The sequence below is a fragment of the Bacillus sp. NTK034 genome (assembly GCF_017303275.1).
In the GTDB taxonomy this organism is placed as follows: Bacteria; Bacillota; Bacilli; order Bacillales; family Cytobacillaceae; genus Cytobacillus.
The window spans coordinates 686202-704159 of sequence record NZ_JAFKOJ010000001.1 but is presented as its reverse complement, the minus strand read 5'-3'; the positions used below and the strand labels follow the sequence as shown (position 1 = coordinate 704159).

The 17958-nt window shown below is 41.4% G+C and carries 19 protein-coding genes; all 19 read right to left on the bottom strand.

Translation table 11 applies throughout. From position 1 onward, the window contains the following. Window positions 1-44: 44 nt before the first annotated feature. A complete protein-coding gene (gene xerC / locus JI665_RS03615) occupies window positions 45-947 on the bottom strand; it encodes a tyrosine recombinase XerC (protein ID WP_206836353.1) in 903 nt (300 codons plus the stop codon). 64 nt (window positions 948-1011) lie between these two features. Beyond that, window positions 1012-2319: an FADH(2)-oxidizing methylenetetrahydrofolate--tRNA-(uracil(54)-C(5))-methyltransferase TrmFO gene (gene trmFO / locus JI665_RS03610; protein ID WP_206836349.1), complete on the bottom strand. Its 1308-nt coding sequence runs from the start codon at window positions 2317-2319 to the stop codon at window positions 1012-1014. A gap of 246 nt (window positions 2320-2565) precedes the next feature. After that, window positions 2566-4641 carry a type I DNA topoisomerase gene (gene topA / locus JI665_RS03605; RefSeq protein WP_206836346.1) on the bottom strand — a complete coding sequence of 692 codons (2076 nt, stop codon included), beginning with the start codon at window positions 4639-4641 and terminating at the stop codon, window positions 2566-2568. Window positions 4642-5137: 496 nt separating this feature from the next. Beyond that, the gene (dprA, locus tag JI665_RS03600) at window positions 5138-6013 is read right to left on the bottom strand and encodes a DNA-processing protein DprA (protein ID WP_206836343.1); all 876 of its coding nucleotides are present in this window, start codon (window positions 6011-6013) and stop codon (window positions 5138-5140) included. Between the two features lie 113 nt (window positions 6014-6126). Continuing rightward, entirely contained in the window at window positions 6127-7029 is a 903-nt protein-coding gene (sucD, locus tag JI665_RS03595; RefSeq protein ID WP_009330772.1) for a succinate--CoA ligase subunit alpha, read from the bottom strand. Between the two features lie 131 nt (window positions 7030-7160). After that, a complete protein-coding gene (gene sucC / locus JI665_RS03590) occupies window positions 7161-8321 on the bottom strand; it encodes an ADP-forming succinate--CoA ligase subunit beta (protein ID WP_206836341.1) in 1161 nt (386 codons plus the stop codon). A gap of 305 nt (window positions 8322-8626) precedes the next feature. Then, entirely contained in the window at window positions 8627-8923 is a 297-nt protein-coding gene (locus JI665_RS03585; RefSeq protein ID WP_206836338.1) for an EscU/YscU/HrcU family type III secretion system export apparatus switch protein, read from the bottom strand. Then, window positions 8920-10779: a hypothetical protein gene (locus JI665_RS03580; RefSeq protein ID WP_206836335.1), complete on the bottom strand. Its 1860-nt coding sequence runs from the start codon at window positions 10777-10779 to the stop codon at window positions 8920-8922. The genes JI665_RS03585 and JI665_RS03580 overlap by 4 nt, the downstream gene beginning before the upstream one ends. Before the next feature lie 11 nt (window positions 10780-10790). Continuing rightward, complete coding sequence (locus tag JI665_RS03575) at window positions 10791-11570, bottom strand: ribonuclease HII (RefSeq protein ID WP_206836333.1); 780 nt, start codon at window positions 11568-11570, stop codon at window positions 10791-10793. Between the two features lie 86 nt (window positions 11571-11656). Continuing rightward, window positions 11657-12529, bottom strand: coding sequence for a ribosome biogenesis GTPase YlqF (gene ylqF, locus JI665_RS03570; RefSeq protein ID WP_206836330.1), 873 nt, complete (start codon window positions 12527-12529; stop codon window positions 11657-11659). A 42-nt stretch (window positions 12530-12571) separates the two neighbouring features. Continuing rightward, a complete protein-coding gene (gene lepB, locus JI665_RS03565; protein WP_035328928.1) occupies window positions 12572-13123 on the bottom strand; it encodes a signal peptidase I in 552 nt (183 codons plus the stop codon). Between the two features lie 211 nt (window positions 13124-13334). Continuing rightward, the gene (gene rplS, locus JI665_RS03560; protein WP_009330779.1) at window positions 13335-13679 is read right to left on the bottom strand and encodes a 50S ribosomal protein L19; all 345 of its coding nucleotides are present in this window, start codon (window positions 13677-13679) and stop codon (window positions 13335-13337) included. A gap of 137 nt (window positions 13680-13816) precedes the next feature. Continuing rightward, complete coding sequence (gene trmD, locus JI665_RS03555; protein WP_206837649.1) at window positions 13817-14554, bottom strand: tRNA (guanosine(37)-N1)-methyltransferase TrmD; 738 nt, start codon at window positions 14552-14554, stop codon at window positions 13817-13819. After that, a complete protein-coding gene (gene rimM, locus JI665_RS03550; RefSeq protein WP_206836328.1) occupies window positions 14554-15075 on the bottom strand; it encodes a ribosome maturation factor RimM in 522 nt (173 codons plus the stop codon). The genes trmD and rimM overlap by 1 nt, the downstream gene beginning before the upstream one ends. A gap of 12 nt (window positions 15076-15087) precedes the next feature. Then, window positions 15088-15474, bottom strand: coding sequence for a YlqD family protein (locus tag JI665_RS03545; protein ID WP_206836325.1), 387 nt, complete (start codon window positions 15472-15474; stop codon window positions 15088-15090). Between the two features lie 148 nt (window positions 15475-15622). Beyond that, window positions 15623-15853 carry a KH domain-containing protein gene (locus JI665_RS03540; protein WP_009330783.1) on the bottom strand — a complete coding sequence of 77 codons (231 nt, stop codon included), beginning with the start codon at window positions 15851-15853 and terminating at the stop codon, window positions 15623-15625. An 11-nt stretch (window positions 15854-15864) separates the two neighbouring features. Then, window positions 15865-16137, bottom strand: coding sequence for a 30S ribosomal protein S16 (rpsP, locus tag JI665_RS03535; RefSeq protein ID WP_009330784.1), 273 nt, complete (start codon window positions 16135-16137; stop codon window positions 15865-15867). 109 nt (window positions 16138-16246) lie between these two features. Further along, window positions 16247-17599, bottom strand: a complete 1353-nt coding sequence (ffh, locus tag JI665_RS03530; protein WP_206836322.1) for a signal recognition particle protein — start codon at window positions 17597-17599, stop codon at window positions 16247-16249. A 12-nt stretch (window positions 17600-17611) separates the two neighbouring features. After that, window positions 17612-17944 (bottom strand): putative DNA-binding protein, encoded by a 333-nt coding sequence (locus tag JI665_RS03525; RefSeq protein WP_009330786.1) that lies wholly within the window; start codon window positions 17942-17944, stop codon window positions 17612-17614. Window positions 17945-17958 lie beyond the last annotated feature (14 nt).

Here is a 17958-nt window from a genome sequence, read left to right as displayed (position 1 = left end):
GCCTTTGATTTTTCTGCAGACTATCCGGTAATTAAATTCTGCTGCTAAGCCCGCGGATGATGGGCCATATAAGTTTTTTTCAAGTATTCATTCGTAACATGTGTATACACCTGGGTTGAAGATAGAAATGCGTGTCCAAGTAATTCCTGAACTGTCCTCATATCAGCCCCATTTGCCATTAAATGCGTCGCAAATGTGTGACGAAGCATATGGGGATGGATTTTGCCTGATAAGGATGATCTTTCGATGATCTTATTCAGTATAGTCCTGATTCCCCTTGCTGTAAGCGGACCGCCTCGGGCATTCAGAAACAAATTATCCTGCACGTTCCCATTAGAAAGCAATTCTTTACGTCCATGGTTTATGTATGTGTCAAGTGCGTCCTGGGCAAAGCTTCCGAAAGGGACATACCGCTCTTTACTGCCCTTGCCGCGGACAAGAACCGTTGATAAATACATATCCAGGTCTTTTAAGCGGATTTGGCTGCACTCGCTGACGCGGATGCCGGTTGCATACAATAGTTCAAGAAGTGCTTTATTTCTTTGCCCTAGAGGAGTACTTGTTTCACAAGCATCGAAAAGCTGCTTCATTTCCTCCTCATAGAAAAATTCCGGCAGCTTTTTCTGCGCTTTCGGAATGGAAACAAGTGCAAAAGGATTTTCAGCCACTTTCTCTTCTCTGAGCAAAAATTTAAAATAGCTCCTTAAGCTTGATATTTTCCTGGCAACGGACTTACGGGACATCTTTTTATCGTATAGATCAGTAAGATATATCCTGACATCCTGATACTCGACTTTTGTTATATCTGCAATGGCTTGTTCAGACATGAACATAAAAAATTCACTAATATCATGCTGGTAATGCTCAATTGTATATTGTGAATAATTTTTCTCAATTTGTAAATATTCAATAAACAACTTTAAAGAAACGTTCACATTTTCAGACATTAAATGTTCACCTCGCAAGGGCTACTAAATAGTATCACAACTAAGCAGCCCAACGCAACATAATTTACAAATTTTTCACAAAGTTCTGAATTGTTCCTAATGCTCTTTCCGCATGTTTTTCATTTCTTTCTTTTTTCCCTCTGATTTTTTCAGGAAGTTCAGGAAATAAACCAAAATTAGCGTTCATAGGCTGGAAACTTTTCGGGTTAGCTGTAGTAATATAACGCGCCATGCTTCCAATCGCAGTCTCATGAGGAAACTCTATAGGATCTTCTCCTTTAACAAGTCTTGCAGCATTGATGCCTGCCACAAGTCCGCTGGCAGCAGATTCGACATACCCTTCAACCCCTGTCATTTGCCCTGCAAAGAATAAGTCATCCCGGTTCTTGAACTGATATGTTGCGCGCAGGACTTTTGGAGAGTTGATAAATGTATTCCGGTGCATAACGCCATACCTTACTATTTCAGCATTTTCGAGACCTGGAATCAAGCGGATTACTTCTTTTTGCGGCCCCCATTTCAAATGAGTTTGAAAACCTACAATATTATAAAGTGTTCCGGCGGCATCATCCTGTCGAAGCTGAACAACTGCATATGGCCTTTTTCCTGTTTTCGGATCTTCTAAACCAACCGGCTTCATCGGGCCAAAAAGCATTGTTTTCTTTCCTCTATTTGCCATCACCTCTATTGGCATACAGCCCTCGAAAAAGATTTCCTTTTCAAATTCCTTTAATGGAACTGTTTCGGCCGTGGTAAGAGCCTCATAAAAACGATCAAATTCTGCTTCTGTCATAGGGCAATTCAAATATGCCGCTTCTCCCTTATCATATCGTGATTTCAAATAAACTTTATTCATATCGATTGAGTCTTTTTCTAAAATTGGAGCAGCAGCATCATAAAAATATAAATAATCTTCTCCGGACAGCTCTTTTAATTTTCCTGAAAGTGCTTCACTTGTCAGCGGTCCAGTAGCAATCACTGTTGGCCCTTCCGGAATATCTGTCACTTCTTCGTTGATTACCGTTACATTCGGATGGTTTTTGACTTGTTCCGTTACACGAGCGGCAAAATCATGGCGGTCAACCGCCAAGGCTCCGCCAGCAGGAACGGCACTGCTGTCAGCTGAATGGATGATAACAGAATTCAGCTTCCGCATTTCTTCTTTTAATACCCCTACTGCATTTGTTAAGGTATTTGCACGCAGTGAGTTGCTGCAGACAAGTTCCGCAAATTTATCTGTGTGATGGGCAGGAGTCTGCCTTACTGGCCTCATTTCATAGAGCTTTACTTTTATGCCCCTGCTGGCCAGCTGCCACGCGGCCTCACTGCCTGCCAATCCCGCTCCTATTACATTTACTGCTGTATCTCTCATTAAATGAACCTCCATATATACTTATGATGACAATGTCCTGATTAATTAGTATTTTTAAAAACAGTCTCTCTTACTTTACCCTGTTCTTATTCATTTTGCCATTTTACAATACGATTTAAAAATAAAAAAGTTTCATGAACGAATTGCAGCTGCATTACCTTGGGATAAACGAAAGAAAGAAATCGGGCTGGAAGTAATCTGGATGCTCATCCCTCAATAGAAAAGAGTGAGCATTTAAGCCCACCCTTAACTTTGCTTTTCTTCCTTATAGTCGCATTCAACACACTGAACCTGGACACCTTTTTTGAGTTTTTTCTCAACTAGAAGGTTATCACATTTTGGACAGCTTCTTGGCAGCGGCTTATCCCATGAAATAAAGTCACATTCAGGGAATCTATCACAACCATAGAAAATCCGGCGTTTTTTGCTTTTTCTTTCTATTATATTTCCTTCTTTGCACTTCGGACACTTCACACCTATATCCTTTACAATCGGCTTGGTATTGCGGCAATCAGGGAAATTACTGCATGCCATGAATTTTCCATAGCGCCCCATCTTGAACACCATTGGATTTCCGCATTGCTCACAATCCTCACCTGCAGGTTCATCCTTAATTTCGACTTCCTGCATCTCTTTTTCCGCAATTTCAAGATGCTTTTCAAAATCTTTATAGAATTCATCAATGATCTGCACCCAGTTAACTTTGCCTTCTTCAACATAGTCCAGGTCTTTTTCCATCTTTGCAGTAAACTCGATATCAAGGATTTCAGGGAAAAATTCCATGATTAGTTCAAGAACAATTTCCCCCAGTTCAGTCGGAACGAAACGTTTATTGTCCAGAGCAACATAACCACGTTTTTGAATTGTATCAAGAGTCGGAGCAAAAGTGGATGGCCGCCCAATCCCCTGTTCTTCGAGTGTTTTTACGAGTCTTGCCTCAGTATACCTTGGAGGAGGCTGTGTGAAGTGCTGTTTGGGTTCGATGTCTTTTTTAAGGACTTCATCCCCTTCCTTAAGGTCTGGGAGCATATTATCTTTTTCCTCTGACTGATCATCTGTGCCTTCAACATAGACCTTCATGAATCCAGGGAACTTCACTTTTGACCCTGTTGCACGGAAAATCACTTCTCCATTCTTTAAATCCACACTCATCGTATCCATAACGGCTGGTGCCATCTGGCTTGCAACAAATCGTTCCCAAATGAGCCTGTATAATCGAAGCTGATCACGCGACAAGTATTCTTTTAAACTTGCAGGCGACCTTAATGTACTCGTCGGGCGGATGGCCTCATGAGCATCCTGAGCATTGTTGTTTTTCTTTTCTTTTTTCTTTTCACCCTGCAGGAATTCTTTCCCGTAAGAGTTTTGAATATAATCTGCTGCTTCATTTTGCGCAATTTCAGATATGCGTGTTGAATCAGTTCTCATATAGGTAATTAATCCGACAGTTCCTTCTTTGCCTAGGTCAATCCCCTCGTAAAGCTGCTGTGCAAGCATCATTGTTTTCTTGGCGCGGAAATTTAATTTCCTTGCAGCTTCCTGCTGAAGTGAGGACGTAGTAAAAGGGGCGGCGGGATTCCGCTTTCTTTCCTTCTTGGTAACCGATACCACCTTGAATTTATTGCCCTTCATTTTACTCAATATATTTTGAACATCGCTTTCAGACTTCAATTCCACTTTTTCATTCTCCAGCCCGTAAAAAGCTGCATCAAAGGCTGTTTTTCCTTTTAGGAACTCTCCATCAATGGACCAGTATTCTTCTGGTATAAAGTCCTTAATTTCCTTTTCGCGGTCGATAATCAAACGGACTGCAACAGACTGTACTCTGCCAGCACTTAATCCTTTTTTCACTTTCTTCCATAATAAGGGACTGATATTATAACCGACTAAACGGTCAAGCATCCGTCTTGCCTGCTGGGCATCAACAAGATCCATGTTGATTGGCCTTGGATGCTTAAAAGATTCTTTAATGGCGTCTTTCGTAATTTCATTAAAAACAACCCGGCAATCCGATGTAATATCCATGTCCAGGCTATGTGCCAAATGCCAGGCAATTGCTTCCCCTTCTCTGTCGGGGTCAGCCGCGAGATAAATTTTCTTGGCTTTTTTGGCCGCTGACTTAAGTTCCTTTAAAACAGGGCCCTTTCCACGAATGGTTATGTATTTTGGTTCAAAATTATTTTCCACATCTATGCCCATTTGGCTTTTAGGAAGATCCCTGACATGTCCCATGGAAGCTCTAACTTTATATTTTTTTCCTAAATAACGCTCAATCGTTTTTGCCTTTGCAGGTGACTCAACGATTACAAGAAACTCTGACATCAATAGTCCTCCTTGAGAGGGATTTTTAAACATTCAGGCAAAATCAATCTTGAAATGCAGTATTTGTTGCCATGCTATACTTGCCTGCTTTCATTTATCAATAACCTATAAAACAGCCTCAGGTTGGATATTTATATCCTGAGGAGCGGTTTAAGTGTCTTTTTAGCATACTTGAATTAATTAGAATTATTCTTCATCAGCTTGCTGTTATCATCAGCTTTACTGCCTGCGTATTGAAATATTCATTATTATTCTACATTCTATTCAAGTTTGTCAAACTTAAGAGGAATATTTCCGCAACCGTTTCCAAGAAAAAATTCTAAAATGTATAAAGAAGCAGTCTTTTTCTTTCCATAATACCTGTTGCAAAATGTATAACAGTTTTAATAGAATTTCAACCTTTTTATAAAAAATCCTTTAAATTAACACAATTATTATGGCTGATATAAGAAAAGGAGCACTTAATTAATATCAAGGCCCCTATTTCATTGACTGATCAGTAAAGGAACTCTTCTAAAATATCTTCAGCTGATTTTACCAGTTTGGCGCCTTGCTGAATTAATTCATTAGTGCCCCCTGAAAACGGGCTAAATATATTTCCGGGAATTGCAAAGACATCTCTCCCTTCCTGAACTGCATAATTAGCTGTGATAAGGGAGCCGCTTTTGCTTTTTGCCTGGATTATCAGTGTGCCTCTGCTAATGCCGCTGATGATTCGGTTTCTCATTGGAAAATGCCATCTTGAGGGTCTAGTGTCTGGCGGATATTCAGAAATAACCAGCTGATTTTTCATCATTTCATATGCCAGCTTTTGATTAGCCTGGGGATAAATATGGAACAGTCCGCCAGCTATGACACCAATTGTTTTTCCTTTATTTTTGATTGCTTCCTTATGCGCAATGGCATCAATGCCAGCCGCCAGTCCGCTTACAATAATAATCCCTTTTTCAATAAGCTTGGGAACCATGTATTGAATGGCTTTTTCTCCATACTCTGTTGCCTGTCTGGATCCGACAACGGCGAGGTTAGTTCCTCTATTCAGAAGACCGATATCACCTTTCGCATAAATAACCCATGGCGGCTGGTACGTTTCTTTTAATAGCCTTGGATATTCTTCATCAAAAATAGTTATGGTTCTAATGCCATTTGTTGAGTATTGGCGGATTTGTTTCTGGATTCGATCGGAATGAAGGTCTTGGAGTGCATTGGAAAGTGAATCTAGAGTGGTGAAAATCTGGGGCATCATTCGGCGCATTGCATCATTATACATAAATTTCAATTGGGGATCTTTCTTCAGAATGTAATAAATCATCTTCCAGCTCATTCCTCTGCAATGATGGAGATGGATGAGCCTCATATTAAATTCATTCATGGGGAGCCTCCTGAATTTTTTAAAAAGCGGGGTATGGGCGGGGATAGCCGTTTTTCACAATGCAGAAATAGCCCCTCAAAAAGAGGGACTACTCTTAAGTCAATTAATTAAGATTAATGAGTTTTACACTGATCATAAAGGCCTTTTTCTTTTAAAACCTTTATCAGGGTTTCACCCATTACGGATGGAGTATCTGCTACCTGAATACCGCATTCATTCATTACACGGATTTTTTCATCAGCTGTTCCTTTGCCTCCTGAAATAATGGCGCCGGCATGGCCCATACGCTTTCCTGGAGGTGCAGTGCGTCCGCCGATAAAGCCTACAACAGGCTTAGTCATGTTTGCTTTAACCCACTCTGCAGCTTCTTCTTCAGCTGTTCCGCCGATTTCACCAATCATGATTACAGCATACGTTTCTGGATCTTCATTAAATGCTTTTAATACATCGATGAAGTTAGTTCCGTTTACCGGGTCTCCGCCGATTCCAACAGCAGTAGACTGGCCGATTCCAGCCTGTGAAAGCTGGTGTACCGCTTCATAAGTCAATGTTCCAGAACGGGAAACAACCCCTACATGACCTTTAGTATGGATATATCCAGGCATAATGCCGATCTTACACTCATCAGGAGTAATAACACCAGGGCAGTTAGGACCTACAAGGCGAGTCTTTTTGCCTTCCATATAACGCTTAACTTTAACCATATCCAATACAGGAATATGCTCAGTGATGCAAATGGCAAGATCCAATTCTGCATCTACCGCCTCAAGAATAGCATCTGCAGCAAATGGAGCTGGAACATAGATAACGGAGGCATTGGCACCTGTCGCCTTAACGGCTTCCTCCACAGTATTGAAGACAGGAACCCCTTCTACTTCAGTACCGCCTTTACCCGGAGTTACACCGCCGACAATTTGCGTTCCGTATTCAAGCATTTGCTTTGTATGGAAAAGGGCTGTTGAACCAGTAATCCCTTGAACTATAACTTTAGTATCTTTATTAATAAATACGCTCACGTTAATTCTCCTTTCTGGTCTAAAGAGTGCCATCCTGCGCTCAAAAGGCTTCAGCATAAAACTTTCAGGCAAAATGCCATTAGGAATCCGCTAAATTACATTGGCACTGAACGGCCGCTCAATTTTGATTCTTAGCCTACTAAAGAAACGATTTTCTGTGCGCCGTCAGCCATTGATTCAGCTGCGATGATATCGATATCGGATTCAGCAAGGATCTTCTTGCCCAATTCAACATTCGTACCTTCCAAACGTACAACTAAAGGCACATTCAAGCCTACTTGCTTCGCTGCTTCCACTACACCAGTGGCGATGACGTCGCACTTCATAATTCCGCCAAAGATATTAACAAAAATACCTTTTACATTTTTATCAGAAAGGATGATTTTGAAAGCTTCAGTAACCTTCTCAGCTGTAGCTCCGCCCCCAACATCAAGGAAGTTGGCCGGGTCTCCCCCATAGTGCTTAACGATATCCATAGTAGCCATCGCCAATCCCGCACCGTTAACCATGCAGCCGATGTTGCCATCTAGAGAAATATAGCTTAAGTCGTATTTTGATGCTTCGATTTCCTTTGCATCCTCTTCTTCAAGGTCGCGAAGAGCCATGATATCTTTTTGACGGTAAAGAGCATTTGAATCAAAGTTCAGCTTTGCATCCAGAGCCATTACCTTGCCGTCACCAGTTACTACTAATGGATTGATTTCAGCGATGGAGCAATCTTTTTCAATATAAGCTCTATATAAGCCCATCATGAATTTAACTGCTTGTCCGACAAGTTTTGACGGGATATTGATATTAAAAGCGATTCTGCGCGCCTGGAATGCTGTTAATCCAAGTACAGGATCGATTTCTTCCTTGAAGATTTTTTCAGGCGTCTGTTCTGCCACTTCTTCGATTTCTGTGCCGCCCTCTTCAGAAGCCATTAAAACTACGCGTGATGTTGCGCGGTCCAATACTAGACCAACATAGTATTCCTTCTTAATGTCACAGCCCTCTTCAATCAGTAAACGCTTTACTTCCTTGCCTTCCGGGCCTGTTTGATGTGTAACAAGTGTTTTCCCCAGGATTTCACCTGCATATGTACGAACTTCATCAAGATTTTTGGCAACTTTTACACCGCCAGCTTTACCGCGTCCTCCGGCGTGGATTTGTGCCTTAACCACACATACCTCAGTGCCAAGTTCTTTAGCAGCTTCAACAGCTTCTTCTACTGTAAATGCCACTTTTCCGTTCGGAACTGATACCCCGTATTGTCTGAGGACTTCTTTACCTTGATACTCATGTATATTCATTTCCCATCCTCCTATCTAACTCTTCAAAAAAATAGACTGCGCTTTCATTTTATTAAATGAAAAACCCCTTGTCTACCATTTACTCTAAAATATTATATTTCTTTAAAAATTAAAAATATTAAAAAGTGCAGAAACCCAGTCATAATACCTGTTTTGAACATTATTTATTATAAAAACATTTTTTTAAAATAAAGAAAAACCGCCTTTTCGACAGTTTTCTTTTCTATTAGACTCAAGTAAAATCCCGCTCTCTCCCCTTCGAAATGATTTGATGAGAAAGAACCATATTGGTTTACCAGAATAGATTATTTTTTAATTTCCTTATTCCCAGCTTCCTGATCAGCCCTGTAGATGAAAGCAAACACCTCAGCAACAGCCTGATAAAGTTCTTCTGGTATTCCCTCATTGATATTAAGCTTGCCCAGAAGCTCCACAAGGGCCGGATCTTCCTGAACCGGAATATCATGTTCCTTAGCTTTTGCAAGGATATTCTCAGCAACCAGTCCCTTTCCTTTTGCAGATATTTTTGGAGCAACCTGCTTCACAGGATCATAGGTTAATGCTATCGCTTCTTTCCTTTGTCTATCATGATCTTTTTTCATATCCTTATATCTACTCCGCTGAATTGATTTGATTGCACAATCGATGTCATTGTTTCCCTTGCCAAAAGTGTATCTCCCGCAGACTCCGGCTTTTGGAAGGAAACTGAGGACAGCTTATAATTTATTTTCAAAAGATTTTCTTTTAAGTCAGCGGCAAATGGAGCTGTTAAGTCCTTTATTTCTTTGTTCTCATTAATAACTGAAATATTTATGATTCTATTTTGGACTTGAAGATCGACAATCGTTTCATTTAGATGTTCCAAATTCAAATAAAATATTACCCGGCAATGGCTGGGATCAATTTTTCCCTTTTCCGTTTTCCTGCCGCTCCATTGCATTGTCAAATCGGTGATCTTCCCCCATAAGGAAACCGGCAGCTGAAAGATATAGTGCTGCAAGGGGCCAGATTCCTGTGAGAGAGCCTGAAAGCCGGTTAATTTATGCAGTAACCGTTCGGCTGCATCTTTAGCTGAATGTGATGTTTCTTCATTTAAGAGGCCCATTAGGAGCGGTTTAAGGGTGTCCAGCTTTTCGGCGGCTTCCTCATCGTGATGTTTTATTAAATTTAGAACGTCATGTTCATGAGAAAGCCCCAATGTTCTGATTATTCTCTTCAATTCACTTTGAATATTCCCCTGGTCATATGTGAAATTCAACTCTGTTCGCATGATATTTTTCAGTTCATCCAGCATTGTCTTTTCCAGCAGAGTGAGAGCCGCTGCTGTCGAAGGTTTCTCACCGGCCAGTAATATCCCCGCCTGAACAGCAGCCTGCTTAAACTCAGGTTCACCTGACAATAATTGGCCCAAATCAGCGTTTAATGTGTGAGAAAGAGCTGATTTGAAAAGGGCGTTAAGCAGATTCTTTTCTGCAGGAAAAGAAATCTTTCCATTTCGAATATCATTGAATAAGGTTTCTAATGTTTGAGCTTGTCCAATGCTTTCCGATCTTTGTGAAATAATCCCATTGAGCTTGGCAAAGTTCAATATAAATTCCTGCCTGTTTTCTGATTCGTTTGCTTTCAGAAGTTCTGTCAGGACATGACTAATCGGTTTATTTTGGAGACTTCCTTCCGTAAGCTGCTTTAGAGCCGCATCCTCATCTGCTTCACCCGGCATCAGCCCCAATACTTTCAGGAGCTGGAAAGCAGTGTGTGAACTTGCCTGGTTTTTTGTATCCAGCCACTCAGAAAACAATCGGAATATCGCCTGCTGGCCCAGTTTTTCTCTTGAAGTCGTTATCAGATCCCCAAGGAGAGAATATAATCGCTGCCCTTTGGGTGATAAATCAGCATCTCTTAACTCTTCCTGTAATTCTCCCATAAGCGAAGAAAGAGTATCACCATGCAAGACTGAGGATAGCGCTAAAAAAATATTCTTTGATAAAGGAAGCTGCCTTACAATCAGCTCTTTTACTGTCCTCAGGCCATCTTCAGCAGATTGGCTTTCCTTGATCCATTCAGATGCCATTTTTAAAGTTTCAGCTGTTATTGGAAGCTGTTCTTTAAGAAAAAATTGAATTAGCATTTTATTTTCTCTGGATAACTGCATTCCAAGCTGGCTTAGAAGGCTTTCAGCCGGAGCTGACGTACCTGGTCTGTTTGCTGATTCCATTACCTTTAAGCGCAGCATTCCTTCATCTGGCTCAACTTTAAACCAATATCTGCTGTTGGCTGACAAAGGGGTTTCAAGCTGCGCAATCACCTTATGAGACCCGATGTGCACCTCTGCCCTCTGGTTTGGAAATAGCTTAACTATTCTTCCGCTGACAATTTGCCCAGGCCTAAATGCAGCTGTTTTTACTGCATTGTTCTGGTCATTCCTTATTATTCTTTGGATAATATCAGACGGCTTCATGCCTTCACCTTCTATTCTATTTCACTAATAAGATCTTTTATTGGCGCAAAGCTCTTTCGATGATAAGAAGAAATTCCATGATTTTTTATGGCTTCAAGATGCTCTTTCGTCCCATAGCCCATATTTTTCTCGAATCCATACTGGGGAAACTCTGCACCTATTTCAGCCATCATTCTGTCTCGCGTGACTTTAGCTATGATAGAGGCCGCTGCAATCGATATGCTTTTGCCATCTCCCTTAATGATTGCTTCCATTGGGTAAGGCGTTAAAAGTTTTACGGCATCTACCAGCAGGAAGTCTGGTTTTGGGTTCAGCCCTTCAATTGCTGATAACATTGCTTTTTTAGTCGCTTCAAATATATTGATGCGGTCAATTTCTTCAGGCTCAATGATTCCAATGCTGACTGCTTCAGCCTTAGCCTTAATTGTCTCAAAAAATTCTTCTCTTCTCCTCTCAGGCACTTTTTTTGAATCATCTAAACCCGGCAGGCAGAAGTCTTCAGGCAAAATAACTGCTGCAGCTACCACTGGCCCTGCAAGAGGCCCCCTGCCTACTTCATCAATTCCGGCAATAAACTGAAAACCCTGGCTCCTGTACCGAACTTCATACCGGGTCATTTCTTTATGCTTTTCAAATATCTTCTTTTGCTGCAGCTTTCGGGAATTCCATTTTGCTAAAAGCTGCTGTACGCCTTTTCTGTCATCGTGTTTTATAGAGTGAAGGAAGGGGTCATCCTCTAATTTAATTGTTTTGATCTTTTCTTCTATTTGGCGGATAGTTAACTTTTCCATGGCCTTCTCCTTTTCAATCTATGGTATGTATCGGCATTTTTTCAAAAAAATAAAGGCCTCCTGTGGACAGAAGGTCTTCATCTAAATTATTCAGCTTCACCCCGAACAACCATTTCTTCAGGCAGTTCCAAAGTGATTGGCCCCAATTTTTCAGCACGGAATTCTCTGATTACGAGCTCTGTTACCTTATCATAATCAATTTCTGCGCCGCCCATCAGACAGCCGCGCAGCCTGCCAATTTTATCAAATACTTCAACAATATCTTCCGGGATTTCATCAAGCTGATATCGCTCATTCAGGCGATCTGGATATTTGTCGCCGAGAAAACGGAGGGCATATACTGCAACATCCTGAAGATTTAATATAGTATCTTTTATTGCTCCAGTCAGAGCAAGCTTAAGACCTACTTCCTGATCTTCAAATTTAGGCCATAGGATTCCAGGGGTATCGAGAAGCTCCAGCTCTTTCCCTACCTTAATCCATTGCTGGGCTTTCGTAACGCCGGGAGTATTTCCTGTCCTGGCTATATTCTTTTTGGCCAGGCGATTGATAAGGGTGGACTTTCCTGCGTTTGGAATACCTACAATCATTGCCCGGATTGCTCTTGGCTTAACACCCTTCGCTTTCATTCGATCGAACTTTTCCTGAAGAATTCCCTGAGACGAGGAGACTATTTCCTTCATGCCTTGTCCCGCCTGTGAGTTTATCGCAAGAGCTTTTATGCCCTTATTTTCAAAATGTTTGATCCACTTTCTTGTCGCTTCTTTATCAGCCATGTCAGCTTTATTCAATAAAACAAGCCGGGGTTTGTGCTGAATAATTTCATCTATCATCGGATTCCGTGATGAATAAGGAATCCTTGCATCAACGAGCTCAAAGATGATATCGACCAGTTTTAATTTTTCTGTAACCTGCCTGCGGGCTTTCGCCATATGGCCGGGAAACCACTGTATCGTCACAGCTGGCCACCTCCATCCAATATGTATTTACAATAGGAAGAATCAATCAACGATTCGAATGTCCTCTATAGGCCAATATATTACTCCGGCATCGCCAAGGACTTCTTCCATAGCAACAGGGCCAATGTGACGGCTGTCCTTGCTGAAGCGGCGGTTGTCACCCATTACAAACAAGTGGCCTTCTGGCACTGTTTCCTGTCCTATCTTTTCTTTTAAAGTAAACGGCTCCGTCAGCGGACCGTCAATTACCTGCTTCTTATATTCATCCAGGTATGGCTCTTCATAAGCTTTTCCATTTACATAAAGAGTATCATCTTTATATTCAATCTTATCTCCTGGAAGACCTATTACTCTTTTGATGTAATCTTTGTTTTCCGGTGCATGGAATACAATGATGTCGAAGCGCTCCGGCTCTCCAATCTTATAGCTGAACTTATTAACAATCATTCGATCCTGATCATGCAATGTTGGCATCATGGATAAGCCGTCAACCACAATCGGCGCAAATAAAAAATATCTGATGACTGCCGCTAACAGGACTGCAATTACAAGAGCTTTTGTCCATTCCCACAATTCATTTTTCTTTTTTGCCATAGCCTTCCCCACCATTCTTCCGTCAAAAATTATGCTTATATCCCTGCATGTACCGCAGTAAGTGATTTCTATTGTTTATTGTACAAAAATTCATCTTAATAAACACGATGGGAATCTCATTTATATATTATTTAACATTTATGTAATATTATTTGCATTCTGCTTCATGAAAGAAAAAGGAGCTTGATTATCAAGCTCCTTCTTTTCTTTATTATCGAATTTCTTTGATACGAGCTTTTTTACCGCGAAGGTTACGCAGGTAGTAAAGTTTCGCACGGCGGACTTTACCGCGGCGGATAACTTCAAGCTTCGCAATCTTAGGTGTGTGTACAGGGAATGTACGCTCAACGCCTACACCGTAAGAAATCTTACGAACTGTGAAAGTTTCGCTGATTCCACCACCACGACGCTTAATCACAACACCTTCGTATACCTGAACACGCTCACGAGTTCCCTCAACAATACTTACGTGTACACGTACAGTATCACCAGGACGGAAAGACGGAAGGTCCGTACGAAGCTGTTCTTTTGTGATTTCTTCAATCAATTTTTGCATCGTTTTCAACTCCTCTCAGCAGACGCTCATGCACAACCTATATGTTTGCAGCGGAACATCTTTATCAGACGTAAACTGAACAGGTTCAGCCTAAGTCACAAAAAGTATCATACCATACTTGGACGGCAACTTCAATGTTATTTATCTTCTTTTTTTATTTCTTCCAGCCATTTTTGCTGTTCTTTTGTTAATTCAGAGTGCTCAAGAAGATCAGGACGCCTTACATACGTCCTTCTCAAGGATTCTTTGGCTCGCCACTCATCGATAAGGCGATGATTCCCTGACATGAGGACATCCGGAACTTTAATTCCCCTGAAATCCGCCGGACGGGTATAATGAGGGTGTTCAAGAAAACCTGTGCTGAAAGAGTCTTTCATATGTGATTCTTCGTTGCCCAATACTCCAGGCAGCAAACGGACCACACTATCGATTACGACCATGGCTCCGAGCTCTCCTCCAGTAAGCACAAAATCACCAATCGAAATTTCATCGGTTACCACATGTTCCCGTATTCTTTCATCATACCCCTCATAATGGCCGCAAACAAAAATCAGGTGATCCATTTTTGCAAGCTCTTCAGCCTTCTTCTGTGTAAAGCGTTCTCCTTGAGGACACAGAAGAATAACCCTCGGAGATGCCCCGCTTTTACTGCGAAGATCATCTACAGCATCAAATATGGGCTGCGGTTTCAAAACCATTCCTGCCCCTCCGCCATATGGATAATCATCTACCGTTTTGTGTTTATTGTCGGCGTATTCCCTAAAGTTGACCACATTGTATTTCACTGCTTCATTTTCAGCTGCCTTTTTTAAAATGGAATGCCCAAAAACTCCTTCAAACATTTCAGGAAACAGCGTGAGCACATCAATATTCATCATGAAAGCAATCCTTCTATCGCATTTATTTTCACAAGTTTGTCTTCTACATTAACTTCCTTGACAACATCTGCAATATACGGAATCAGAATATCCTTCCCGCCTTTTGCTTTGATTACCCAAACATCATTTGCTCCAGGAGAAAGAATTTCCTTGATTTTACCTACTTCTTCACCATCAAGCGTTTCAACTGTACACCCTATGATTTCATGGTAGTAAAATTCATCTTCTTCCAGATTGCCTAACTGATCTTCTGAAATTTTCAGGATGCCGCCCTTCATTTTTTCAATCCCATTAATATTTTCGTATCCTTCAAAGGTAAGCAGATCGAAGGATTTATGGGTACGGTGAGATTTCACTGTCAGCTCAATTGGATCACCCTTTGTGTCAGGCATGAACAAATAAAGTTTATTTCCCGGCTTATACCTTTCTTCTGCAAAGTCTGTCTTGGAGATGACTCTTGCTTCTCCTTTAATGCCATGGGTGTTCACGATTTTTCCTACATTGAACCATTTCTGCATTTACTATCACCTCTAGCGAATTTCATCAACAATTCCATCTCTTATGATGATTGTTTTCCCTTTTTCTATGTCTTCCCAGCGGGTACCCTTTTGAACCTCAATAATCGCCTGGACTTCTTTTTCCTTTAATTCACTTCCTAATGGTAGCATATGTAATTGTTCTATTTGAAAATCGAGCAGCTGGACTTTTTCCTGCCTCATTTGAATTTCCTTTTCAAAATGCTTTTTTAGACTGGCCGGATGCAGTTTTTTGGTTTTTTCCTGTTTTTTCAGTTCAAACCTCAACTGATCACTTTCTTTTTGCAGCTGTTTTTTTTGGGCAATATAGCCTTCCAGCAGTTCGTTCTTGCTGTTTTCTGTCAGCACCTGCTTAACTGTAACCGATTGAATAATGTTCATGTACAGCGCCTCCCAAATTGATCCGATTAAAAAACGGCTTTACTGACTGCTGTCAAATTCTTAGTTGGCGATGTTTATTTTTTTAGATTGTAAAAAAAGGAGGGGAAACCCCTCCTTTTTTGGTAATACCCTGCTCAGTGCAGGATAATTATTCGATGATCTCTAAAAAGATCTTCTTTTGTTCTGATGAACCTGCTGCATAGACAACGGTCCGTATTGCTTTCGCAACGCGCCCTTGCTTCCCAATTACTTTCCCCATGTCATTCTTGTTGACGGAAAGCTGATAGGTTACGCGCTGATCCTCTTCTTGGACATTCACTTGAACATCTTCCGGAAAATCAACAAGGGGCTTAACAATCGTTTCGATAAGCTCTTTCATCTTATAATGAATTACTTACCGTTTTTAGCGTTATGGAATTTCTCCATAATGCCTTGCTTAGAGAAAAGGTTGCGTACTGTATCTGATGGCTTAGCACCTGTCTGAAGCCATTTAAGAGCCAACTCTTCATTGATTTCAACGATCGCTGGCTGAGCAACCGGGTTGTAAGTTCCTACTGTTTCAATGAAACGTCCGTCACGAGGAGAACGAGAATCAGCTACAACAATACGATAGAAAGGGTTTTTGTGAGCACCCATACGCTTTAAACGAATTTTTACTGCCATTTTAAAAAGCACCTCCGAATAGTTTCACACAAGATAGTATAATATCAGATAGTTAATTAGTTTGTAAAGGTTTTTTTCTTTACATCTTATGAAAAGCTTTACTGACAGCTTAAAAAGGGTTAAAAGGAAGCTTAAATCCGCCTTTTTTCTTGCCCTTTTGCTGCATGCCAGCCATTTGCTTCATCATCTTTTTCATGTCTTCAAATTGCTTCAGCAGACGGTTTACTTCAGGAACGGTTCTTCCGCTTCCCTTGGCAATCCGTTTGCGGCGGCTTGAATTGATGATTTCCGGATGAGTTTTCTCTTCTTTCGTCATCGATTTAATAATCGCTTCAACATGAGTGATTTGCTTCTCATCTATTTGGATATTATTCAAGCCTTTAATTTTGTTTGCACCAGGCATCATTTTCAGCAGCTCATCGAGCGGTCCCATGCTGCGGACCTGACCAAGCTGATCCAAAAAATCATCGAATGTGAAAGAAGCCGTGCGCATCTTCTGCTCAAGCTCTTTTGCCTTTTCTTCATCCACATTGGCCTGTGCTTTTTCAATTAGGGATAGGACATCTCCCATACCTAATATACGGGACGCCATCCGTTCTGGATGGAACGCTTCAAGCGCATCCAGTTTTTCCCCAAGACCGACGAATTTAATCGGCGTGTTCGTCACGGATCTAATGGATAGAGCCGCACCGCCTCGAGTATCGCCATCCAGCTTCGTCAGGACAACCCCAGTAAGACCCAGTAGATCATTGAAGCTTTGCGCTACATTAACCGCATCTTGACCAGTCATTGCATCGACAACAAGGAATATTTCATCTGGATTGGAAAGCTCTTTGATTTGCTTTAGCTCATCCATTAAGGCTTCATCCACATGCAGCCTTCCTGCTGTATCGATCAGAACATAATCATGATGATCCTCTTTTGCCTTTGCGATTGCCTGTTTTGCAATTTCAACAGGACTGACTTGATCACCAAGGGAGAAGACCGGCATATTAAGCTGTTTGCCAAGTGTTTCGAGCTGTTTAATCGCCGCAGGGCGGTAAATATCTGCAGCAACAAGCATCGGATTGCGGTTATACTTTTTGCGGAGCAGGTTTGCAAGCTTTCCGGTTGTAGTCGTTTTACCGGCACCCTGAAGACCGACCATCATAATGACTGTCGGGGGACGATTGGAGACAGCAATTTTGCTTTGCTCTCCGCCCATCAGTTCCGTTAATTCTTCTTTAACAACCTTAATGACTTGCTGTCCTGGCGTCAGGCTCTTTAATACTTCCTGTCCGACAGCACGTTCGCTGACTTTTTTGACAAACTCTTTGACGACTTTGAAGTTTACGTCCGCTTCCAAAAGGGCGAGACGGACTTCACGCATCATTTCTTTTACATCCGCTTCATTGATTTTGCCTTTTCCGCGGATCTTCTGAATTGTATTTTGCAGTCGGTCGGCCAATCCTTCAAATGCCATATATGCCGCCTCCTAATCTAATTTCTCAAGCTCTGCCACTGCTTCTTCCAATGCTTCTCGGGAAGGGGAGCCTTCCTGAAGCATCACTTTTATTTCTGCAATCAGCTTGCTGCGCTCTTGAAATTTATGAAATAATAATAGCTTTTCTTCATACTCTTCAAGCATTGCTTCTGTTCTTTTAATGTTGTCATATACCGCTTGCCGGCTAACATCATATTCCTCGGCAATCTCTCCAAGCGAAAAATCATCCAGGTAGTACAGGGACATATAGCTTCTCTGCTTAGGAGTTAACAACGATTGATAGAAATCATATAGGTAGTTCATCCTCGTTGTTTTTTCGAGCATTCCCTATTCCCCCT

Bases quoted from the DNA above. Each gene is read 5' to 3' on its own strand.
- sucC (WP_206836341.1), bottom strand. From the start codon at position 8,321: ATGAATATACATGAGTATCAAGGTAAAGAAGTCCTCAGACAATACGGG.
- ffh (WP_206836322.1), bottom strand. From the start codon at position 17,599: ATGGCATTTGAAGGATTGGCCGACCGACTGCAAAATACAATTCAGAAG.
- rimM (WP_206836328.1), bottom strand. From the start codon at position 15,075: ATGCAGAAATGGTTCAATGTAGGAAAAATCGTGAACACCCATGGCATT.
- JI665_RS03540 (WP_009330783.1), bottom strand. From the start codon at position 15,853: ATGAAAGAGCTTATCGAAACGATTGTTAAGCCCCTTGTTGATTTTCCG.
- lepB (WP_035328928.1), bottom strand. From the start codon at position 13,123: ATGGCAAAAAAGAAAAATGAATTGTGGGAATGGACAAAAGCTCTTGTA.
- JI665_RS03575 (WP_206836333.1), bottom strand. From the start codon at position 11,570: ATGGAAAAGTTAACTATCCGCCAAATAGAAGAAAAGATCAAAACAATT.
- trmD (WP_206837649.1), bottom strand. From the start codon at position 14,554: ATGAATATTGATGTGCTCACGCTGTTTCCTGAAATGTTTGAAGGAGTT.
- JI665_RS03580 (WP_206836335.1), bottom strand. From the start codon at position 10,779: ATGAAGCCGTCTGATATTATCCAAAGAATAATAAGGAATGACCAGAAC.
- rplS (WP_009330779.1), bottom strand. From the start codon at position 13,679: ATGCAAAAATTGATTGAAGAAATCACAAAAGAACAGCTTCGTACGGAC.
- dprA (WP_206836343.1), bottom strand. From the start codon at position 6,013: ATGAATGAATTTAATATGAGGCTCATCCATCTCCATCATTGCAGAGGA.
- rpsP (WP_009330784.1), bottom strand. From the start codon at position 16,137: ATGGCAGTAAAAATTCGTTTAAAGCGTATGGGTGCTCACAAAAACCCT.
- xerC (WP_206836353.1), bottom strand. From the start codon at position 947: ATGTCTGAAAATGTGAACGTTTCTTTAAAGTTGTTTATTGAATATTTA.
- topA (WP_206836346.1), bottom strand. From the start codon at position 4,641: ATGTCAGAGTTTCTTGTAATCGTTGAGTCACCTGCAAAGGCAAAAACG.
- JI665_RS03545 (WP_206836325.1), bottom strand. From the start codon at position 15,474: ATGAACATTATTCAATCGGTTACAGTTAAGCAGGTGCTGACAGAAAAC.
- trmFO (WP_206836349.1), bottom strand. From the start codon at position 2,319: ATGAGAGATACAGCAGTAAATGTAATAGGAGCGGGATTGGCAGGCAGT.
- JI665_RS03585 (WP_206836338.1), bottom strand. From the start codon at position 8,923: ATGAAAAAAGATCATGATAGACAAAGGAAAGAAGCGATAGCATTAACC.
- JI665_RS03525 (WP_009330786.1), bottom strand. From the start codon at position 17,944: ATGCTCGAAAAAACAACGAGGATGAACTACCTATATGATTTCTATCAA.